Below are 19,761 nucleotides of genomic sequence, written 5' to 3' on the forward strand. Positions count from 1 at the left end.
CGATTGTTCAGTGTCAATTTCCGTCGCAGGGGTGGCTCTTGAGGCAACACGGAGGAGCCTTGACGCCCTTGTGTGCCCTGTAGCAGGCTTCCGCGGTGATCACCTACGAGCGGACTGCGGGACACGGCGCCGTGCTCGCCGTCGACCAGGGCACATCGGGCACCAAGGCCCTCGTCGTCTGCCCGGAGCGCGGTGTGATCGGTTCCGGCGAGGCGCGGGTGCGCCCCCGGTACCTGCCGGGCGGCCTCGTCGAGGCCGACCCCGCCGAACTGCTCGCCTCCGTCGTCGACGCCGGACGCCGCGCGCTGGCCGACGCGGGCGAACCCGTCGCCGCCGTCGGCCTCGCCAACCAGGGCGAGACGGTCCTCGCCTGGGACCCCGGCACCGGCGAACCCCTCACCGACGCCCTCGTCTGGCAGGACCGCCGTGCCGCATCCGTCTGCGCCGAACTCGCCGAGCACGCCGATGAGTTGAAGGAACTCACCGGACTGCCGCTCGACCCGTACTTCGCCGCGCCCAAGATGGCGTGGATACGCCGCCACCTCACCCGGCGCGGCGTCGTCACGACCAGCGACGCCTGGCTGGTCCACCGGCTCACCGGCGCCTATGTCACCGACGCCGCGACGGCGGGCCGCACCCAGCTCCTCGACCTCGACACCGTCGCGTGGTCACCGCGCGCCCTCGACCTCTACGGCCTCTCCGGCGAACGGCTGCCCCGCGTCGTCGACGCGGCGGGACCGGTCGGCACGACCACCGCGTTCGGACCCGAACTCCCGCTCACCGGGCTCCTCGTCGACCAGCAGGCCGCACTCCTCGCCCAGGACGTGACCGAACCGGGCAGCGCCAAGTGCACCTACGGCACCGGGGCGTTCCTGCTCGCCCAGACCGGCGCGCGGCCGCGGCGCGGCGACTCGGGCCTGGTCAGCTGTGTCGCCTGGCGGCTCGCGGGCGAGAGCAGCTACTGCCTCGACGGGCAGGTCTACACGGCCGCGTCCGCCGTCCGCTGGCTCACCGACCTCGGAGTGATCGGGGGCGCCGCGGACCTCGACCCGGTCGGCTCCGCGGTGCCGGACACCGGCGGCGTCACCTTCGTGCCCGCGCTCGCCGGACTCGCGGCGCCCTGGTGGCGCGGCGACCTGCGCGGCTCGCTCACCGGCCTCGGCCTCGACACCACCCCCGGGCACCTGGTCCGCGCCCTGTGCGAAGGCGTCGCCGCCCAGGTGGCCGAGCTGGCCGACGCGGTCGCCGCCGACCTCGGCGCACCCCTGAAGAGCCTGCGGGTCGACGGCGGTCTGACGCGCTCCGCACTGCTCATGCAGACCCAGGCGGACCTGCTCCAACTCCCCGTGGAGGTCTCGGCGTTGCCCGACGTCACCGCGCTCGGCGCGGCCGCCCTCGCCCGCATCGGCCTCGACCCGGCGCTGCCGGTCGCCGAAGCGGTCCCCGCCTGGCGTCCTGCCGCCGTGTACGAACCGCGCATCGACGTGGCCGAGGCGGCCGAACGCCTCGACGGCTTCCGTACGGCGGTGGCGGCACTCGTCGAACGTACGCCGTCATGACCGTGACCCGGAGCGGTGCGCTGCCCGACACGGAGTACGACGTGGCCGTCGTCGGCGCCGGAGTCGTCGGCTGCGCCGTCGCCCGCGAACTGGCCGGTCGGCACGGGCTGCGCAGCGCCCTCGTGGAGGCGTCGAACGACGTCGGCGACGGCACGTCGAAGGCGAACACGGCGATCCTGCACACCGGTTTCGACGCCGTGCCCGGTTCCCTGGAAGCCCGCCTCGTCCGCGAGGGCGGCAAGCTGCTCGCCGCGTACGCCGCGCAGACGGGCATTCCCGTGGAGCCGGTCGGCGCCCTGCTCGTCGCCTGGGACCAGGAGCAACTCGACGCGCTGCCCGTGCTGTTGGCGAAGGCGGAGCGCAACGGCTACGGCGCGGCGCGGATCATCGGCCCCGACGAGGTCAGGGCCCGCGAGCCGCACCTCGGCCCCGGTGCCCTCGGCGCGCTCGACGTACCCGGTGAAAGCATCATCTGCCCCTGGACGACCACCCTCGCCTACGCGACCCAGGCGGTACGCGCAGGCGTCGACCTGCACCTCAACTGCCGCGTGGACACGGTCGATCCGACCGGCGACCTGCATGTGCTCGGCACCGGACGCGGCGCCCTGCGCACCCGCTGGCTCGTCAACGCCGCGGGGCTGCACGCCGACGTGCTCGACCGGCTGCTCGGCCACCACGACTTCACCGTCACCCCGCGTCGCGGCCAGCTCATCGTCTTCGACAAGCTCGCCCGCGACCTGGTGCGCCACATCCTGCTGCCCGTCCCCACCGCCCTCGGCAAGGGCGTCCTGGTCGCCCCGACCGTGTACGGAAACGTCCTTCTGGGGCCCACCGCCGAGGAGTCGGACGACAGGACGGCCACCGGTTCGACCGCCGAGGGCATCGCGGCGCTGCGCGACAAGGGCCGCAGGATCCTGCCGGAGCTGCTCGACGAGGAGGTCACCGCCGTGTACGCGGGGCTGCGCGCCGCCACCGAACACGACGACTACCGCATCTCGGCCCACCCCGGCCAGCGGTACCTCACGATCGGCGGCATCCGCTCCACGGGCCTCACCGCGTCCCTCGCCATCGCCGCGTACGCCACCGGGCTCCTCGACGAGGCGGGCGCCGAACTCCCCGGCGCCAAGGACCTGGCACCCCTCCGCATGCCGAACCTCGGCGAGGCCTTCCCGCGCCCCTACCAGCGGGCCGACCTCATCGCGGCCGACCCCGCGTACGGGGACATCGTCTGCCACTGCGAGCGGGTGACCCGCGGCGAGATCAGGGACGCGCTCGCCTCGACCGTCCCGCCCGGCTCGCCGGAGGGGCTGCGGCGCAGGACACGGGCGCGCGGCGGACGCTGCCAGGGCTTCCACTGCGGGCCCGCCGTGCGGGAACTCTTCGAGCGCGGCGGGGAGGTGGCGGGCCGGTGAGGCAGGAACGGATCGTCGACGTCCTCGTGGTCGGCGCGGGCCCCGCGGGACTCGCCGTCGCCGCCGGGCTCGCCGCGGCGGGCGCGGGCGAGGTCGAGGTGCTCGACCGCGAGCGGCAGGCGGGCGGCATCCCGCGCCACTGCCACCACGCGGGGTTCGGTGCCTTCGGGCTCAACGGGCCGGAATTCGCCGGGCGTTGCGTGGCGGCGGCGCTGCGGTCCGGCGCCGTCGTGCGCACCGGCGTCACCGCCACGGGATGGGCCGGGCCGCTCACCCTGGACACCACGAGCCCGCGGGGACTGGAACGGATCACCGCCCGCGCCGTCGTCCTCGCCACGGGCGCACGCGAACGGCCGCGCGCCGCCCGCCTCGTGCCGGGCACCAGGCCCGCCGGGGTCCTCACCACGGGCGAGCTGCTCCGTGCGGTCCACGACCACCGGCAGCGCGTCGGCACGCGGGCCGTCGTGGTCGGCGCGGAACCGGTGAGCTTCGCGGCCCTCGACGCCCTGCGGCACGCGGCGGTCGACGTCGCCGCCCTGGTCACCGAACACCCCCGCCACCAGGCCTCGCGCGGCAGGGTTCTCGATGCCCGGCTGCGGCACGGCATCCCCCTGCTCACCGGCGCCACCGTGACCGAACTCCTCGGCCGGGGGCGCCTGTCCGGCGTACGGCTCGCCCACCGGGACGGCAGGACGGCGTACCTCCCCTGCGACACGGTCGTCTTCACCGGCGACTTCGTCCCCGAGCACGAACTGGCCCGACGCGGCGGCCTGCCGATGGACCACGGCACCAAGGGCCCGGCCGTCGACGGCGCCTTCCGCACCGCGGGGCGGGGCGTCTTCGCGGTCGGCAATCTGCTGCACGCCGTCGAACCGGCCCGCGCGGTCGTCCGCGAGGGCGCGGCCGCGGCACTCGCCGTCCGGCGCTATCTCGCCGACGGCGACTGGCCGTCCACATCCGTGCCGGTGCGCGTCACGGCCCCGCTCGCCTGGGTCACCCCCAACCGCGTGACCCCCGACGAGCCGCTGCCGACGGGTGAGCGGTTCGCCCTGCGCACGACGGCTTTCGTCGGCCGCCCGACGCTGGTGATCACCCAGGCGGGCAGGCTCCTGCACCACGCCCGCCTCCCGCACGCACCGATCCCGAACCGCCCGTTCCGCATCTCCGGGTCCTGGGCATCGCGGGTACGGCCGGGCGAAGGGCCCGTCGTGATCGGCCTCGACTGAGCGGGTCGCCATCGCCATCGCCCTCGCCCTCGGCCTCGGTCGACCCGCTCGTCATGGGCCCCGCCCACCCAGCCGTCCCCGCCGCCGGACGAGGGACCCTCTTCCCACACCCCCCACCTCCCGCATAGACTCCAAAACTAGCACCGCTAATTTAAGCAGCGAGACCCCCGCAGAACGATCCGGAGCCGTATCGTGCGCACCGTCCACTTCGCCGCCGCCCGCCGTACCCCCATCGGCAAGCTCCGCGGCGCCCTCTCCAGCGTCCGACCCGACGACCTCGCCGCGGGCGTCGTGCGAGGACTCCTCACCGACATCCCGCAGCTGGACCCCGCAAGGATCGACGACATCTACTGGGGCGCCGCCAACCAGTCGGGTGAGGACAACCGCAACGTGGCCCGGATGGCCGCGCTGCTCGCCGGCCTGCCGGAGTCCGTGCCGGGCGCGACCGTCAACCGGCTCTGCGCCTCGGGCCTGGAGGCCGTCACCACCGCGGCGCGCACCATCGCGTCGGGCGAGGCCGAGGTCGTCCTCGCGGGCGGCTCCGAGTCGATGAGCCGCGCCCCCTTCGTGCTGCCCCGCCCCGACGAGGCGCTGCCGCACCGCATGGAGACCGCCGACACCCGCCTCGGCTGGCGTCTGACGAACCCGAAGATGCGGGACCTGCACGGCGTCCTCGCGATGGGCGAGACCGCCGAGGAGGTCGCCGAACGCCACGGGGTGCCGCGCGAGCGCCAGGACGCCTTCGCCCTGCGCAGCCACCAGCGCGCGGCCGCCGCCCGCAAGGACGGCCACTTCGACGACGAACTGCTGCCCGTCACACGCCCCGACGGCGTCGTCGTCGGCACCGACGAGTGCGTGCGCGAGGACACGTCGTACGAGAAGCTGAGCGGTCTGCGCCCCGTGTTCCGCGAGGGCGGCACGGTCACGGCGGGCAACGCGTCGCCGATGAACGACGGCGCCGCCGCGCTGCTGCTGGTCAGCGAGGAGGCCCTCAACGAACTGGGCCTGGAATCCCTCGGGCGGTACGCCGCGGGAGCCTCGGCGGGCGTGCACCCGGACGTCATGGGCATCGGCCCCGTCCCCGCGACCCGCAAGGCCCTCGACCGCGTCGGATGGAGCGTCGCCGACCTCCAGGAGGCCGAGTTCAACGAGGCGTTCGCCGCCCAGGCCCTCGCCTGCGTGGACGCGCTCGGCATCGACCCCGAGCTGGTCAACCCCTCCGGCGGCGCCATCGCGCTCGGCCATCCGCTCGGCTGCTCCGGCGCCCGCATCCTGACCACGCTGCTGCACCGCATGCGCCGCACGGGCGCCTCGCGCGGCCTGGCCACCATGTGCGTCGGCGTCGGCCAGGGCACCGCGCTCCTCGTCGAACGTGACTGAAACCGAGGTGTCCGCGCCGCCCGGGGCGGGCACCTCGATCTCAGCCACCGACCGACCCACCGCAAGGCCGCACGGAAACGGAGCACCACCCCCATGGCAACGCTGTCCCTCGCCGCGATCCTCGCCGAGCCCGCCCGCCGCCACCCGGACCGCACCGCGCTCGTCGAGGGCGAACTCCGCCTCTCCTTCAAGGAGGTGTGGCACGCGGCCCGCACCCAGGGCGCTGCCCTCGCGGACCTGGGGGTGCGGCCGGGCGACCGGGTGGCTCTGATGGCGCCGAACACCGCCGAGTTCCCGCTGGCCTACTACGCGATCCTCGCCGCGGGCGGAGTCGTCGTACCCGTACACCTGCTGCTGTCCGCGGAGGAGGTCGAGCACGTGCTGCGGGACAGCGGCGCGAGCCTCCTCCTGTGTCATCCCGCGCAGGCGGAGACGGGTGCCGCGGCCGCGGGGGCCACGGGCGTGCGCATGCTGCGCCTTGGCGCGGAGGGCGAGTTGGCGGCGCTCACCCGCGATATCGAGCCGCTCGCCGCGTACGTCACGCGGGAGGCGGACGATCCGGCCGTCGTCTTCTACACCAGCGGCACCACGGGCGTCCCCAAGGGCGCCGTGCTCAGCCACTTCAACCTGGTGATGAACGCGACGGTCAACGCCTTCGACGCCAACGACATCCGCCCCGACGACATCGCCCTCGGCGCGCTGCCGCTCTTCCACGCCTTCGGCCAGACCGTCTCCATGAACTCGACCTGGCGGGCGGGCGCGACGCTCGTCCTGCTGCCGCGCTTCGACGCCGCACGGGCCATCGAGCTGATGGTCGCGGAGGGCGTCAACACCTTCCACGGCGTCCCCACCATGTTCGTCGGCCTGGTCGCCGCGGCCGAGACCGCCGCGGCGCTGCCCCGGCTGCGGGTCTGCATATCCGGCGGTGCCTCGTTGCCCGTCGCCGTGCTCGAACGCTTCGAGAAGGCCTTCGGCACTCCCGTCTACGAGGGGTACGGGCTCTCCGAGACGTCCCCGACCGCGTCCGTCAACCAGCCCGACTTCGGCACCAAGGCGGGCACCATCGGCCATCCGCTGTGGGGCGTCGACGTGGAGATCGCCCGCGCCGACGTCGACGAGCGCGTCGAACTCCTCCCGGTCGGCGAGCTGGGCGAGGTCGTCATCCGCGGCCACAACGTCTTCTCCGGCTATCTGGGCCGCCCCGAGGCGAGCGCCCAGGCCCTCGTCGACGGCTGGTTCCGCAGCGGCGACCTGGGCACCAAGGACGCCGAAGGGTTCCTGACCATCGTCGACCGCAAGAAGGACGTCATCATCCGCGGCGGCTTCAACGTCTACCCGCGCGAGGTCGAAGAGGTCCTGACCCGCCACCCGGACATCGCCCAGGTCGCCGTGATCGGCCTGCCCGACGCCGTGCACGGCGAGGAGGTCTGCGCGGTCGTCGTCGCGGCCCCCGGCACGTCCCCCGACCCGGCGGGGATCGTCGCCTGGTCGAAGGAGCACCTCGGCAAGCACAAGTACCCGCGCCGCGTGGAGTTCACCGACGCGCTGCCGCTCGGCCCCAGCATGAAGGTCCTCAAGCGGGAACTGCGCGCGGTCTACAGCACCCGGTGAGCCTCCCGGGATCCGGCCGTTCCCTGCGGCGCGGGGATAGTTGGCCCTAGCATGTGTTTCCGGCATGGACATATCACTGTGGGACATCACGCCGTGGCAGTTCACCGCGCTCGCCGCGGCGGCGATGCTCGTCGGCTTCTCGAAGACCGCCGTCAGCGGGGCCAACACGATCAGCCTCGCGGTCTTCGCGGCCGTCCTGCCCGCCCGCGCGTCGACCGGCGTCCTGCTCCCCATCCTGATCGCGGGCGACGTCCTCGCCGTGCTCACCTACCGCAGGCACGCCCACTGGCCCACCCTGTGGCGGCTGTTCCCGGCCGTCGCGGGGGGAGTGGTCGTGGGCGCGGCCTTCCTCGTGTGGGCCGGCGACGCCGTGGTGCGGACGTCGATCGGGGCGATCCTGCTGCTCATGGCGGGCGTCACGATCGCGCGCCGCAGGACCGCGGCCCGCGCGGACCCGGACGACGAAGGCTCCCGCGGGGGCCGCCTCAAGGCCCGTTCCTACGGCGTGCTCGGCGGCTTCACCACCATGGTCGCCAACGCGGGCGGCCCCGTGATGTCGATGTACCTGCTCTCGGCGGGCTTCCGGAAGCTTGGATTCCTGGGCACGGCCGCGTGGTTCTTCCTCATCGTCAACACGTCCAAGGTGCCGTTCAGCGTGGGCCTCGGCCTGATCGACCCCCACTCGCTGCTCGTGGACGCGGCCCTGGTGCTCTTCGTGGTGCCGGGGGCGGTCCTCGGGAAGTACGCAGTGGACCGCATCGATCAGCGCCTCTTCGAACAGCTGGTGATCGGCGCGACCGTGCTCGGCGGACTCCAACTCCTGCTGCGCTGAGGCGGTACGGCCCCGTCAGCGCGAGCCGACCGAGGCGCCCGCCGTCTCGGGGGAGAGCCCGTGCTCCAGGTCCTCGGCGAGCAGCCGCTTGGCGATCGCGTCGAGCGCCTCGGTGAGCTCCTTGTCCGGCGGCCTGCCCAGGTCCTTCTCGATCTCCTCGCCCAGCCAGGCGGACCAGGCACCGGCGATGACCTCCGCCTCGCGCTCACCGGCCGGAGTGTGCGAGAAGTACATCCCGGTGCGGGTCAGATAGCCCTCGTCGACCATGCGGTCGAAGACGGGCACCAGCACCTCGGCCGGAATCCTGCGCCGCGCCGCGATCAGACCGAGATGGGCGTGCCCGACCATCCGGGTGAACAGCGCGACCTGCATGACCGCCCAGGCACCCGCGATGTCGAGACGCGTGTCGGAGTCCCGGATGATGCCGCGCGCGGTGTCCATGCCGACATTGCGGATGATGTTCGCGACGCCCCGTTCCAGGAGATGCCCCGAATCGCCGCTGGTCGGCTGCGCGAAGCCCTCGCCCATGTCGGGCGCGCCCATCCGCGCGCTGTCGCGCAGCTCCACCTGCTTGAGGAAGAGCGCCACGACGAACCCGATGAGCGCGACGGGAACGGTCCACAGGAAGACGGTGTGCAGGGTGTCCGCGTATGCCTTGACGATGGGCGCGGCCGCCGCCGCGGGCAGCTCGTGCAGCCCCTCCGGACTCTGCGCCGCCTTGCCGACCGTTGCGGGGTCACCCGCCCCGGCCCGCACGGCCTCCGCGACCCCGTCCTTGAGGTTCGGCGTGAGCGTATTGGCGTAGATGGTGCCGAACACGGCCGTGCCGAAGGAACTGCCCAGCGTACGGAAGAAGGTGACGCCGGAGGTGGCGGTGCCCAGATCCGTGTACGGGACGGTGTTCTGCACGGCGATCGTCAGGACCTGCATGCACAGGCCGATGCCGGTACCGAGCACGAACATGTAGAGCGACTCCAGCCAGGTGCTGGTGGCGCTGCCCATGAGCGAGAGCAGATAGAGCCCGAGCGCCATCACCAGGGCACCGACGATCGGGAAGATGCGGTACGTGCCGGTCTTGCTGACCACGTTGCCGCTGAAGATGGACGCGATGAGCAGGCCGATCACCATCGGCAGCGTGCGCACGCCCGAGATGGTGGCCGAGTCCCCGTCGACGTACTGCAGATAGGTCGGCAGGAACGTCATCGCGCCGAGCATCGCGAAGCCCACGATGAAGCTGAGGATCGAGCAGACCGTGAAGACCGGATTGCCGAACAGGCGCATCGGCAGCATCGGTTCGGCGGCCCGCGTCTCCACGACGCAGAACAGCGCGAGCGCGATCACGCCGCCGGCGAAGAGCCCGATGATGGTCGGCGACCCCCACGCGTACTGGTTGCCGCCCCAACTCGTCGCCAGGATCAGCGCGCTCGCGCCGACCGCGACGAGCGCGATGCCCAGATAGTCGATGACGGGCCGCACCGCGGACTTCACGACCGGGATGGTCCTGGCCGCCGCGAGGACCACGACGATCGCGATGGGCACATTGACGTAGAACGCCCAGCGCCAGCTCAGATGGTCCGTGAAGAGCCCGCCGAGCAGCGGCCCGATCACGGTGGAGACCCCGAACACGGCGCCGATCGCACCCTGGTACTTGCCGCGCTCGCGCAGCGGGATGACGTCCGCGATCAGCGCCATCGACGTGACCATCAGGCCGCCCGCGCCGATGCCCTGCATCGCACGCCAGGCGATGAGCAGCGTCATGTTCGTCGAAAGACCGCACAGGAACGAGCCGGTGATGAAGATGATCGCCGAGAGCTGGAAGACGACCTTTCGCCCGAACAGGTCACCGAACTTGCCGACCAGGACCGTCGCGACGGTCTCCGCGAGCAGATACGAGGTGACGACCCACGACATGTGCTCGGCCCCGCCCAGGTCCGACACGATCGTGGGCAGCGCGGTGCCCACGATGGTCTGGTCGAGGGCGGCGAGCAGCATGCCGAGCATGATCGTCACGAAGACGACATTGCGGCGCCGCCGGTCGAGGACGGGCGGCGCCTGCGGCTGCGCGGCGCCGGGCGCGGAACCGGCTGCCGGCTCATCGATGGTGGTCACACGGCCACCCAAACACCGGGGCCGGGCATGTGCATGCGGGGCGAGGCCGGGAGGGGGAGAGCGGGGCCGGGGGCCGCGGACTACTCCGGGGCGCGGCCGCGCAGGCGCGGTGCGTGGGACGCCGCGTCGACCGGCGCGGCGTCCCCGGCGACACGGGCGGACAACGCTCGCGCCCAGGCGGTCAGTTCGGCCACGTCGATCCCGTGCGGCCTCGACCGGCCGGTCGACGCACTCCAGTCGGCGACCGCCTCCGCTCCCCGCAGCAGCAGCCTGGCGCCGCCCGTGGTGTTCCCGCGGGCCGCGTGCGTGAGGCCCACGGCGAGTTGGGCGAGCCCCTTCCACAGGCCGCGCTCCTCCTCGGGGCCCGTCTTCCACGCGTCCTCGAACACCTCGTGCGCGTGGAAGGGCCGCCCCGCGTCCAGCAGGGCCTGCGCCTCGTCGACGGACTCCCCGGGTGTGCGGACCACACCCTCCGGCTGCCGGTCCACGCCATCGGCCCCGTACGGCAGGGGCCGCCCGAGCCCGTCGCGCGGCCGCTGGTTGCGGGCCCGGCCCGCCGCGTCACGGTCCCGGTCGCGGCCACGGTCGTACGGTCCAGGTGCAGTGCTCATACGGCGATTGTCGCGCGAAGCTGACGGCGGTCACCGGGGAACGGAGCACCCTCGAATGTGGGGTAGAGTTCTTCTTGTGATCACGCGGGGCACCGCGCAGAACACACCGGGACGTGGCGCAGCTTGGTAGCGCACTTGACTGGGGGTCAAGGGGTCGCAGGTTCAAATCCTGTCGTCCCGACTCGTAAGAGTCGTGGTTCAAGGGCCGCATCAGAGAAATCTGATGCGGCCCTTGGGCGTTGTCGGGGGGTCTTGAGCGTTGCCGAGGGCCGGTTGAGGGCCGGTTGAGGGCCGGTCGAGGGTCAGTTGGCGGGCCGGGTCATGCGTTCCATGCGTCGCAGTACTCGATGTGGATCTCCCGCGCGTTGCCGAGGACGCCGTCGTTCGAGTGGAGTTCCGTGCAGAAGTGCGGGTAGTTCGGGTGGACGGGGACGTAACCGGGGCCGTGGCGGGCGACGTCGAGGAAGTGCCGTGCGGTGTCCCTGAACACCTTGGCGCTGCCGGTCATGAACAGGGTCTCGGCGTGGCGGTGCTGGTGGAACAGGTCCCGGTTCTCCCGATGGTGCCGACCGTGGTGGCCGACCGGGGCAGCGCTCGCGAGGGACGGGTCGGGCAGCGTGACGGTCCGCGGCCGGCCCGGGCCGAGACGGTTGCGGAGCTCTTTCCAGCGTGCGGGGGCGAACTGCAGCGAGTGGTGCAGCAGCACGAGATCGAGCCGATGTGCCGCGTGCTCCGGCAGTGCGCGGGAGGGCAGCGGGTTGCGGCGCATCGGCAGGTGGATCAGCGCGCGCGGTGACGTGGCGGCGAGTGTCCACAGGCCGCCGAGGCGGCGTGCGGCGTCCTCGTCGAGGTAGGCGTCCAGGTGCCGGTCGTGGTCGATGAGCGCCGCGCGGGACAGGGGCCCGGCGGGGCGGATCACCTTGAACTCCGTTGCCCCGAGGCGCGCGTGGTGGAGGGTGAGGGGAAGTCTCATGGGGTCCACGGGGCCCTAATGCGCCGCGAGCCTCTCCACGAGACCGATCCCGCGGGCCAGCAACTCCCGCTCCTCGCCCGTCAATTCCGCCTCGATCGCCCGCGCGAGCCAGTCCGCCCTGCGCCCCCGCTCCTCCTCCAGCAGCGTCTGCCCCGCGGCGGACAGCTCGACCAGGCTCTTGCGGCCGTCGGTCGGATGCGCCCGGCGGGTGATCAGCCCCTGCTCCATGAGCAGTCCGACGGCTCGGGCCATGGACTGCGGGCGCACGCGCTGGGCGGCGGCCAGTTCGCTGGTGGTCATCGCGCCGCCGCGGTCCAGCGCGCCGAGGACGGCCACCTGACCGAACGGCATCTGGTCCTCGAGCTTCACGCGCCGCGTGAGCTTTCCCATCGCGGTGCGCAGTTCGGCCGCGACGGCGGCGGATTCCGGAAGGGGCATACCGCACCTTAACGCAGCGCGGCTGCACAGAGCCGCTGCGCAGCCCGACTGTACAGCAGGACTGTGCAGCTGAACTGAACAGCACAACTACACAGCACAACTGCACAGCACTGCTGTAGAGTGTCGCTGCCGGGTCCAGCGCCACCGTCGCCGCAGCCGAACCCGGCACGCATGCGACAACGGGAAGGGCTCCCATGACCGCCATCACCACCGTCACCGGCCGCCGCGTCCTCGACAGCAGGGGCAACCCCACCGTCGAAGTGGACGTGGAGCTTGCGGACGGATCCATCGGCAGGGCCGCGGTTCCCTCCGGCGCCTCGACCGGCGCCCGCGAGGCCGTCGAACTCCGCGACGGCGACCGGGACCGGTGGCACGGCAAGGGCGTCGACCAGGCGGTACGCCACGTCAACACGGAACTCGCGGCCGCCGTCGTCGGTCGCGAGGCCGAGGACCAGGCCGGCCTCGACGCCGCCCTCGTCACCACGGACGGCACCCCCGCCAAGTCCCGGCTCGGCGCCAATGCGATCCTCGGGATCTCCCTGGCCACCGCCAAGGCCGCGGCCGCCGCCCACCGCCTGCCGCTGTACCGCTACCTCGGCGGCTCCGGCGCCCGGCTGCTTCCCGTACCGATGATGAACATCGTCAACGGCGGCGCGCACGCCGACAATCCGCTGGACTTCCAGGAGTTCATGATCGCCCCGATCGGCGCGGAGACCTTCGCCGAGGCCGTGCGGATGGGCTCCGAGATCTTCCACACCCTGCGCCGCGACCTCCTTGCCGCCGGGCACTCCACGGGCGTGGGCGACGAGGGCGGCTTCGCGCCCGCCCTGCGTACCGCCGAAGAGGCCCTCGACTTCGTCGTCGCCGCCGTCGAGCGCACCGGGTACCGGCCGGGCACGGACATCGGCCTGGTCATGGACCCGGCGTCGTCCGAGTTCTTCCGCGACGGGGGCTACGACTACGCCGGGGAAGGGGTGCGGCGCACACCCGCCGAACACGCCGATTATCTGGTCAAGTTGATCGACTCCTACCCCGTCGTGTCGATCGAGGACCCGATGGCCGAGGACGACTGGGCGGGATGGCGGGACCTGACCGCGCGGGTCGGCGCGCGCTGCCAGCTCACCGGTGACGACGTGTTCTGCACGAACGAGACGATCCTGCGCGAGGGCATCGCCTCCGGCGTCGCCAACTCGGTCCTGGTGAAGGTCAACCAGATCGGCACCCTGACGGAGGCCCTGGCCACCGTCGATGCCGCGCACCGGGCGGGCTACACCGTCGTCATGTCGCACCGCTCGGGCGAGACCGAGGACACGACGATCGCCGACCTCGCCGTCGCCACGGGCTGCGGCCAGATCAAGACCGGCTCGCTGTCCCGTTCCGACCGCACCGCCAAGTACAACCAACTCATCCGCATCGAGGAGCAGTTGGGCGACAGCGCTCGCTATGCGGGCTCGGCGGCGCTGCGCCGCCGCTGAGGCCCGTCCGCCGTGCCATTACCGTGGTGTCCCATGCATGTACGAGGAGTGGATCCGCGGGACACCGCCTGGGAGCACGATGACGCCGTCTACCGGGCGTATTTCTGGGACAAGGCGCAGGGGGCATCGGACGAGTACGAGGTGACCGGTGCCGATGTCGAGGAAGTGCTGGCCTGGGTCCGCGCCAGGGCGGCGGGGACGGGCTCGGCCTACACGCTGTACGCGCGCGTCATGGACGGGGGCAGGCCCGGTCTTGTCCGCCTCGGTGGCGTGGCGGGCGACCCGTTCGCCTGACGTCTGACCGTGATGGTGTGGGGCTCACCGGATGCCGGTGGGCCCCGCACCTCTTTGTCGTCGCACGGTGCGCCGCGCGCCCCCAACGGGTGCCGAAATCAGGCACAAACTGTCCGAACTTGTCGCAGGAACGGTGACCTTGGGACGTGACCTAGGCAATCCCGTGGCGAACCCTGGCGAATGGTCGTAGCCGCGGGGATCGCGGGCCGCCCCGCGATAGCCTCCGCTGCAGAAGCCCAGGCCTGTCTCTCAACGCCCCTTCTGGTCCGTGTGACGTCACGCGCAGCAGGAGGGACCACGAGAGACAGGAGGTGGGTTCGATGGACCAGTCGGAAGTGCCGGAGTGGTTCCGGCGACATCGGTGGTGGATCCAGCTGGTGCTGGACGCCGCGGCCGTGGCTGGGGTGATCGTGGGGTGTCTTGTGCCGTTCCTGAACTGACGGCGCATGCGTGGCGATCCGGTCGGCGGGCTCATGAAACGGGCCCGGCCGCTGAGTAATCGACCGGGCCCGCCACCCGCGCGACCGGCCCGGCCCCCGGGTGCATCCGGGGGCCGGGCCTCCGTCACGTCGGGAGACCTGGGTGCGTCCCCGCGCGGAAGAGGAATCCGTGAAGCAGGCGGGGGCTGCTGTGAGGGGTTCCCGTCAAATGTAGCGGCAGCTTGATCGGGGGCCCCCGCGGGCCGCTCGGCAGCGACCTGCGTTAGCCATCGTTAACCTCCTTGCGTCGCAGGTCAAGCGCGCCGAAGGTAGCGAAACCTGGCGAACTCCGCGATCTTGGCAGGCGTCCGTCCTGCGCCGGTCCGCAGGGCCATACTGTGCGGATGGCTGTCGTCGTCGTGGGCGCGGGACCGGCCGGGCTGACCCTGGCCCATGTCCTGCGGGCCGCCTCCGTGGACTGCGTGGTGCTCGAGGCGGAGAGCAGGGAATTCATCGAACGGCGGCCCCGCGCGGGCTTCCTGGAGGAGTGGGCGGTGCGTGCCCTCGCGGAGCGCGGACTCGCCGGACCGCTGCTGGAACGCGCGCAGGTGCACACGGAGTGCGAGTTCCGCGGCGCGGGCGAATGCCACAGGTTCCGCTACGCCGAGATATCCGGGCACCGCCATTTCGTCTATCCCCAGCCCCTGTTGGTGACCGACCTCGTGCGCGCGTACGCGGACCGCGCGGGCGGCGACATCCGCTTCGGCGTACGCGACGTGGCACTCCACGACACGGACACGGACCGGCCCGCCGTGTCGTACACGGACCCCGAGACGGGGGAACGGCAGCGCGTCGACGGCGTGGCCGTCGCGGGCTGCGACGGGGCGCGCGGTGTCACGCGGGCCTTCGTGGGGGACGGCCGCGCGAGCGTCGCGCGGCACGACTACGGCATCGGCTGGCTCGCGCTGCTCGCCGAGGCGCCGCCGTCCAGCGACTGCGTCGTCTTCGGCCTCCATCCGCGCGGCTTCGCCGCCCACATGGCCCGCAGCCCGCAGGTGACCCGCTACTACCTGGAGTGCCCGCCGGGCGACGACCCGGACAACTGGCCGCACGCACGCGTGTGGTCGGAGCTGCGCGCCAGGCTTGCGGCGGCGGGGGCGCCGCCGCTCACCGAGGGGCGGCTGATCGAGAAGCGCGTCCTGGACATGCACAACTACGTCGTGGAGCCCATGGCGTACGGGCGGTTGTATCTCGCGGGCGATGCCGCGCACCTCGCCGCGCCGATCGCCGCGAAGGGCATGAACCTCGCGCTGCACGATGCGCTGCTGCTCGGCGACGCGCTCGTCTCCTTCTGTACGACGGGCGACGAACGCGGCCTGCGCGGCTACTCGGCGGCCGCGCTGCGCCGGGTGTGGCAGTACCAGGAGTTCTCGCAGTGGTTCTCGGAGGTGCTGCACGGGGCGTCGTCCGGCGACCCCTTCAAGGCGGGCACCGCGGCGGCCCGGCTGCGCAGGCTGCTCGGCTCACCGACCGCCGCGGCCGCCTTCGCCGACCTCTACATCGGCAAGGAGGCCGACAGCTGAGCCGACTGGCGGGCTCAGTCCGGTGACGTGTGCCGGTGCCGCGCCCAGGCGGGAAGCGCGAACCAGCACAGCAGGTACCAGGCGACCACGCCGGACACCAGCCAGGGCACGGTGGAGTCGTGGGTGGCGACCCGCAGTACGAGCAGCAGCGCCGCCGTCAGCGTGCCGAGGAGCAGGACGAGGCCCGCCATGGTGAGGCGCGACGCCCAGGCCACGGCCTGCGGCTTGATCCGGCGGCCCGACACGATGCGGTGGAAGGACACGGGGGCGACCAGGGCGCCGGTCGCGGACGCGCCGAGGACGACCGTCACGATGTAGATCGTCCGGTCCGTGTCGCTCAGCTCCGTGAAGCGCGGCGTGAAGGCGACCGTGAGGAGGAAGCCGAACAGGATCTGCACCCCGGTCTGCGCCACCCGCACTTCCTGGATCAGATCGCCCCAGCGCCGGTCGGCGCGCTCCTCCGGCGTCTCGTTGCGGCCGCGGGGCCGCGCGGGTTCGGTCGGCTCCGCGCCGGGCACGTCAGCCCTCCGTGTCGGAGGGGCCGTACCAGACCGTCGTGGCGTTGCAGAACTCGCGGATGCCGTGTCCCGCCAACTCCCTTCCGTACCCGGAGCGTTTGACTCCGCCGAAGGGCAGGCCGGGGTGGGACGCGGTCATGCCGTTGAAGAAGATGCCGCCCGCCTGGAGGTCCCGCACACAGCGCTCCACCTCCGCGTCGTCGCGGGTCCACACGTTGGAACTCAGCCCGAACGGCGTGTCGTTGGCGAGGGCCACCGCCTCGTCCAGGTCCGCCACGCGGTAGAGCGAGGCCACCGGGCCGAACGCCTCCTCGCGGTGGATGCGCATGCCCGGGGTGACGTCGGCGAGGACGGTGGGGGAGTAGTACCAGCCCCGCTCCCGCTCCTTGGGGCGCTGTCCGCCGCAGAGCGCGGCGGCGCCCTGGGCCAGCGCGTCGTCGACGAGCTCTTCCAGGTCGTCGCGTCCGGCCTCACTGGCGAGCGGGCCGACGTCGGTGTCCTCGTCCATCGGGTCGCCGACCGTCAACTCCCGCATCCCGGCGACGAACCGGTCGCGGAAGGCGTCGTAGACGTCGGCGTGCACGATGAAGCGCTTGGCGGCGATGCAGGACTGCCCGTTGTTCTGCACGCGGGCGGTCACCGCGGTCGCGGCGGCGCGGTCGATGTCGGCGCTCGGCAGCACCACGTACGGATCGCTGCCGCCCAGTTCCAGGACGGTCTTCTTGATCTCGTCGCCCGCGGCCGAGGCCACCGCGCGGCCCGCGGGCTCGCTGCCGGTCAGGGTCGCCGCCGCCACCCGGTCGTCCCGCAGGATGGCATCGACGGCGCCGGAGCCGACGAGCAGCGTCTGGAAGCAGCCGTCGGCGTATCCCGCGCGGTGGAAGAGGTCCTCCAGGTAGAGGGCGGTCTGGGGCACGTTCGACGCGTGCTTGAGCAGGCCGACGTTGCCCGCCATCAGGGCGGGCGCGGCGAAGCGCACCACTTGCCAGAGCGGGAAGTTCCACGGCATCACGGCGAGGACGGCGCCGAGCGGGCGGTAGCGCACGACGGCCCGGGACGCCCCGGAGTCCGTCACGTCCGCCTGCGCGGGCCGCTCGTCCGCGAGGAGCCGCTCGGCGTGGTCGGCGTACCAGCGCATCGCCTTGACGCACTTGGCCGCCTCGGCCCTGGCCGCCTTGACGGGCTTGCCCATCTCCGTCGTCATCGTGCGGGCGATGTCGGCCGTGTCCTCCTCCAGGAGGTCGGCGGCCCGGTGGAGGAGCCCGGCGCGCTCGGCGAAGGACGTGGCGCGGTGGCCCGCGAACGCGGCGTCGGCGGCCGCGAGGCGCTGCTCGATCCCGGCGGCCGTCAGCGGCTCGAAGGTCCTGAGTGTCTCGCCGGTTGCGGGATTGACGGTGGCGATGGGCATGCCGTTCCTCCTCGGGGTGCGTGCTGCGGCCCGGGACCGGGTTCCCTTGTCCTTCGACCCTGAACCGGCGGCGGCACCTGCGCAAGGCGGCGGACGGGCCTACAGGCCGAGGTCGCTGAGCCCCGGGTGGTCGTCGGGGCGGCGGCCGAGCGGCCAGTGGTAGTGGCGCTCGGACTCCTCGATCGGCAGGTCGTTGATGCAGGCGTGCCGGGCGCGCATCAGACCGTCGTCGTCGAACTCCCAGTTCTCGTTGCCGTACGAGCGGTACCACTGGCCGGAGTCGTCGTGCCATTCGTAGGCGAAGCGCACCGCGATGCGCCGGCCGTCGTGGGCCCACAGCTCCTTGACGAGCCGGTAGTCGAGCTCGCGGGCCCACTTGCGGGACAGGAAGGCGACGATGGCGTCGCGCCCGGTGACGAACTCCGCGCGGTTGCGCCAGCGGGAGTCCGCGCTGTAGGCGAGGGCGACCTTCTCGGGGTCGCGGCTGTTCCAGCCGTCCTCGGCCAGGCGGACCTTCTCGATCGCGGTCTCGCGGGTGAAGGGCGGGACGGGGGGCCGGGCGGCGGTGGGCATGGCGCTCTCCTCGGTGGCGGTGGTACGGGCGACGGTCTGTGGAGAACGAGCGTTCTCCGGCGGCGGATGCCACGATAGGAGAACGCTCGTTCTCGCGCAACGGTGCGGGCGCTTCCGGGTGCGTAGTAGGGTCGGAGAACGTACGTTCTCGACCGGAGGAGCGGCTCCATGGAGCACACCGAAGCGGAGACCAGACTCCTCGACGCCGCCGAGGGGCTCTTCTACGAACGCGGCATCCAGGCGGTCGGCATGGACCAGGTGCGCACCGCGTCGGGCGTCTCGCTCAAGCGGCTCTACCAGGTCTTCCCCTCGAAGTCGGAGCTGGTCCGCGCCTGCCTCGAACGGCGCGACCGCCGCTGGCGCGAGCGCCTCGCCGCCCATGTGGACGGCACGGAGGGCGCCGAGGAGCGCGTCCTCGCGGTCTACGACTGGCTGTACGAGTGGTTCACCGAGCCGGACTTCCGCGGCTGCGCCTTCATCAACTCCTTCGGTGAACTCGGCGCGGTGGACCCGGCGGTGGCCGACACCGTACGGGCGCACAAGGCCGCGTTCCGGGAGTACCTTGCGGGTCTGGTGGCGGACGCGGGCGGATCCGAGCGGGCCGTCGGCCCGCTGGTGCTGCTCGCCGAGGGCGCCATGACGACCGCCGCGATCTCCGGTTCCCCCGAACCGGCACGTCAGGCGCGCCTCGGTGCGGCCCAACTGCTGGCCACGGCGTAGGCTTCGAGCTTTCGGTACGAGGAGGGGCGATGGCGAAGACGTACCGCTTGAACGCCGGTACGCGCATGATCAACCGGGTGTTCCACACGATGACCCGGTTCGGGATCGGCAAGGCGTACCGGCACAACCTGACCGTGCGCGGCAGGAAGTCCGGGCGCCTGTACGTCACTCCGGTCGACGTGATGACGTCCGGCGGCGAGCGCTGGGTCGTGGCCGCCTACGGGGTGAGCAACTGGGTGCGCAACGCCCGCGCGGCCGGGGAGATCGGGCTCAGCCGCGGCGGCAGGTCGGAGAGCGTGCGCGTGGTCGAGCTCGGGCCCGAGGAGAGCGCGCCGGTGCTCCGCCAGTACTGGCGCGAAGTGCCCGTCACGCGGCCCTACTTCGACGTGACCGGCGCGTCGACGGACGAGGAGTTCGCCGCGGAGGCGGCGCGGCATCCGGTGTTCCGGCTGGAGCCGGTGGCGTGATGGTGCCGGTGGCGTGATGGCGCCGTCGGCGTGAAGTGCCGGGCGGGCCCGTGGAGTCGGGCCCCCCGGGCCCCCCCGGGGGCGGGGACGTCCGGGGGGGGGGGGGTCTAGATCACAAGGTAGACCCCCGCGTGGTGGCCCGGATCAGGGGGT

Annotated in this window: 18 protein-coding genes and 1 tRNA gene; 12 read left to right on the forward strand and 7 right to left on the reverse strand. The window is 72.6% G+C overall.

The features are described from left to right. The first annotated feature begins 95 nt into the window (after positions 1–95). From ACFWZ2_RS19940 to ACFWZ2_RS19965, 6 genes are all read left to right on the forward strand, one after another. Positions 96–1,559, forward strand: a complete 1,464-nt coding sequence (locus ACFWZ2_RS19940; RefSeq protein WP_384547384.1) for an FGGY family carbohydrate kinase — start codon at positions 96–98, stop codon at positions 1,557–1,559. Then, entirely contained in the window at positions 1,556–2,971 is a 1,416-nt protein-coding gene (locus ACFWZ2_RS19945) for an FAD-dependent oxidoreductase (RefSeq protein ID WP_384547386.1), read from the forward strand. The genes ACFWZ2_RS19940 and ACFWZ2_RS19945 overlap by 4 nt, the downstream gene beginning before the upstream one ends. After that, positions 2,968–4,197, forward strand: a complete 1,230-nt coding sequence (locus ACFWZ2_RS19950) for an NAD(P)/FAD-dependent oxidoreductase (RefSeq protein ID WP_384547387.1) — start codon at positions 2,968–2,970, stop codon at positions 4,195–4,197. Before ACFWZ2_RS19945 ends, ACFWZ2_RS19950 begins: the two co-directional genes overlap by 4 nt. 192 nt (positions 4,198–4,389) lie before the next feature. Then, a complete protein-coding gene (locus tag ACFWZ2_RS19955) occupies positions 4,390–5,577 on the forward strand; it encodes a thiolase family protein (RefSeq protein WP_384547389.1) in 1,188 nt (395 codons plus the stop codon). A 93-nt stretch (positions 5,578–5,670) separates the two neighbouring features. After that, positions 5,671–7,188 (forward strand): long-chain fatty acid--CoA ligase, encoded by a 1,518-nt coding sequence (locus tag ACFWZ2_RS19960; protein ID WP_384547390.1) that lies wholly within the window; start codon positions 5,671–5,673, stop codon positions 7,186–7,188. A 64-nt stretch (positions 7,189–7,252) separates the two neighbouring features. Further along, a complete protein-coding gene (locus ACFWZ2_RS19965; protein WP_384547392.1) occupies positions 7,253–8,020 on the forward strand; it encodes a sulfite exporter TauE/SafE family protein in 768 nt (255 codons plus the stop codon). Between the two features lie 15 nt (positions 8,021–8,035). On the opposite strand, the gene ACFWZ2_RS19970 is transcribed toward ACFWZ2_RS19965, so the two are convergent. Further along, positions 8,036–10,120 carry an MDR family MFS transporter gene (locus ACFWZ2_RS19970; RefSeq protein ID WP_384547497.1) on the reverse strand — a complete coding sequence of 695 codons (2,085 nt, stop codon included), beginning with the start codon at positions 10,118–10,120 and terminating at the stop codon, positions 8,036–8,038. Positions 10,121–10,209: 89 nt separating this feature from the next. Beyond that, a complete protein-coding gene (locus ACFWZ2_RS19975) occupies positions 10,210–10,740 on the reverse strand; it encodes a DUF309 domain-containing protein (protein ID WP_384547394.1) in 531 nt (176 codons plus the stop codon). A 107-nt stretch (positions 10,741–10,847) separates the two neighbouring features. On the opposite strand from ACFWZ2_RS19975, the gene ACFWZ2_RS19980 reads away from it, so the two are divergent. After that, a tRNA-Pro gene (locus ACFWZ2_RS19980) sits at positions 10,848–10,921 on the forward strand. 138 nt (positions 10,922–11,059) lie between these two features. Here ACFWZ2_RS19980 and ACFWZ2_RS19985 read toward each other — a convergent pair. Further along, positions 11,060–11,713: a hypothetical protein gene (locus tag ACFWZ2_RS19985; RefSeq protein WP_384547396.1), complete on the reverse strand. Its 654-nt coding sequence runs from the start codon at positions 11,711–11,713 to the stop codon at positions 11,060–11,062. A gap of 15 nt (positions 11,714–11,728) precedes the next feature. Next, the gene (locus ACFWZ2_RS19990; RefSeq protein ID WP_384547398.1) at positions 11,729–12,151 is read right to left on the reverse strand and encodes a MarR family winged helix-turn-helix transcriptional regulator; all 423 of its coding nucleotides are present in this window, start codon (positions 12,149–12,151) and stop codon (positions 11,729–11,731) included. A 194-nt stretch (positions 12,152–12,345) separates the two neighbouring features. Between ACFWZ2_RS19990 and eno the strand changes: the two genes are divergently transcribed. From eno to ACFWZ2_RS20005, 3 genes are all read left to right on the forward strand, one after another. Next, positions 12,346–13,626, forward strand: a complete 1,281-nt coding sequence (gene eno, locus ACFWZ2_RS19995) for a phosphopyruvate hydratase (protein ID WP_384547400.1) — start codon at positions 12,346–12,348, stop codon at positions 13,624–13,626. 33 nt (positions 13,627–13,659) lie between these two features. Next, positions 13,660–13,920: a hypothetical protein gene (locus ACFWZ2_RS20000; protein WP_384547402.1), complete on the forward strand. Its 261-nt coding sequence runs from the start codon at positions 13,660–13,662 to the stop codon at positions 13,918–13,920. 823 nt (positions 13,921–14,743) lie between these two features. Then, a complete protein-coding gene (locus tag ACFWZ2_RS20005; protein ID WP_384547404.1) occupies positions 14,744–15,922 on the forward strand; it encodes a 4-hydroxybenzoate 3-monooxygenase in 1,179 nt (392 codons plus the stop codon). Positions 15,923–15,936: 14 nt separating this feature from the next. On the opposite strand, the gene ACFWZ2_RS20010 is transcribed toward ACFWZ2_RS20005, so the two are convergent. From ACFWZ2_RS20010 to ACFWZ2_RS20020, 3 genes are all read right to left on the reverse strand, one after another. Beyond that, positions 15,937–16,440, reverse strand: coding sequence for a DUF6328 family protein (locus ACFWZ2_RS20010; RefSeq protein WP_384547406.1), 504 nt, complete (start codon positions 16,438–16,440; stop codon positions 15,937–15,939). A 1-nt stretch (position 16,441) separates the two neighbouring features. Beyond that, entirely contained in the window at positions 16,442–17,848 is a 1,407-nt protein-coding gene (locus ACFWZ2_RS20015) for an NADP-dependent succinic semialdehyde dehydrogenase (protein ID WP_384547408.1), read from the reverse strand. A 99-nt stretch (positions 17,849–17,947) separates the two neighbouring features. Continuing rightward, positions 17,948–18,421 (reverse strand): DUF1348 family protein, encoded by a 474-nt coding sequence (locus tag ACFWZ2_RS20020; RefSeq protein ID WP_384547409.1) that lies wholly within the window; start codon positions 18,419–18,421, stop codon positions 17,948–17,950. A gap of 168 nt (positions 18,422–18,589) precedes the next feature. Between ACFWZ2_RS20020 and ACFWZ2_RS20025 the strand changes: the two genes are divergently transcribed. Together ACFWZ2_RS20025 and ACFWZ2_RS20030 are read left to right on the forward strand one after the other, a co-directional pair. Next, the gene (locus ACFWZ2_RS20025) at positions 18,590–19,141 is read left to right on the forward strand and encodes a TetR/AcrR family transcriptional regulator (RefSeq protein ID WP_384547411.1); all 552 of its coding nucleotides are present in this window, start codon (positions 18,590–18,592) and stop codon (positions 19,139–19,141) included. A gap of 29 nt (positions 19,142–19,170) precedes the next feature. Further along, positions 19,171–19,608, forward strand: a complete 438-nt coding sequence (locus tag ACFWZ2_RS20030) for a nitroreductase/quinone reductase family protein (RefSeq protein ID WP_384547413.1) — start codon at positions 19,171–19,173, stop codon at positions 19,606–19,608. Positions 19,609–19,761: the final 153 nt, after the last annotated feature.

The organism is Streptomyces sp. NPDC059002, assembly GCF_042740435.1.
In the GTDB taxonomy this organism is placed as follows: domain Bacteria; phylum Actinomycetota; class Actinomycetes; order Streptomycetales; family Streptomycetaceae; genus Streptomyces.

What these genes read in the sequence shown, in the direction of transcription:
- ACFWZ2_RS19975 (WP_384547394.1), bottom strand. Translation starts at nt 10,740, where the DNA reads ATGAGCACTGCACCTGGACCGTACGACCGTGGCCGCGACCGGGACCGT.
- ACFWZ2_RS20000 (WP_384547402.1), top strand. Translation starts at nt 13,660, where the DNA reads ATGCATGTACGAGGAGTGGATCCGCGGGACACCGCCTGGGAGCACGAT.
- ACFWZ2_RS19990 (WP_384547398.1), bottom strand. Translation starts at nt 12,151, where the DNA reads ATGCCCCTTCCGGAATCCGCCGCCGTCGCGGCCGAACTGCGCACCGCG.
- eno (WP_384547400.1), top strand. Translation starts at nt 12,346, where the DNA reads ATGACCGCCATCACCACCGTCACCGGCCGCCGCGTCCTCGACAGCAGG.
- ACFWZ2_RS19985 (WP_384547396.1), bottom strand. Translation starts at nt 11,713, where the DNA reads ATGAGACTTCCCCTCACCCTCCACCACGCGCGCCTCGGGGCAACGGAG.
- ACFWZ2_RS19960 (WP_384547390.1), top strand. Translation starts at nt 5,671, where the DNA reads ATGGCAACGCTGTCCCTCGCCGCGATCCTCGCCGAGCCCGCCCGCCGC.
- ACFWZ2_RS20015 (WP_384547408.1), bottom strand. Translation starts at nt 17,848, where the DNA reads ATGCCCATCGCCACCGTCAATCCCGCAACCGGCGAGACACTCAGGACC.
- ACFWZ2_RS19945 (WP_384547386.1), top strand. Translation starts at nt 1,556, where the DNA reads ATGACCGTGACCCGGAGCGGTGCGCTGCCCGACACGGAGTACGACGTG.
- ACFWZ2_RS20030 (WP_384547413.1), top strand. Translation starts at nt 19,171, where the DNA reads ATGGCGAAGACGTACCGCTTGAACGCCGGTACGCGCATGATCAACCGG.
- ACFWZ2_RS19965 (WP_384547392.1), top strand. Translation starts at nt 7,253, where the DNA reads ATGGACATATCACTGTGGGACATCACGCCGTGGCAGTTCACCGCGCTC.
- ACFWZ2_RS20005 (WP_384547404.1), top strand. Translation starts at nt 14,744, where the DNA reads ATGGCTGTCGTCGTCGTGGGCGCGGGACCGGCCGGGCTGACCCTGGCC.
- ACFWZ2_RS20025 (WP_384547411.1), top strand. Translation starts at nt 18,590, where the DNA reads ATGGAGCACACCGAAGCGGAGACCAGACTCCTCGACGCCGCCGAGGGG.
- ACFWZ2_RS20020 (WP_384547409.1), bottom strand. Translation starts at nt 18,421, where the DNA reads ATGCCCACCGCCGCCCGGCCCCCCGTCCCGCCCTTCACCCGCGAGACC.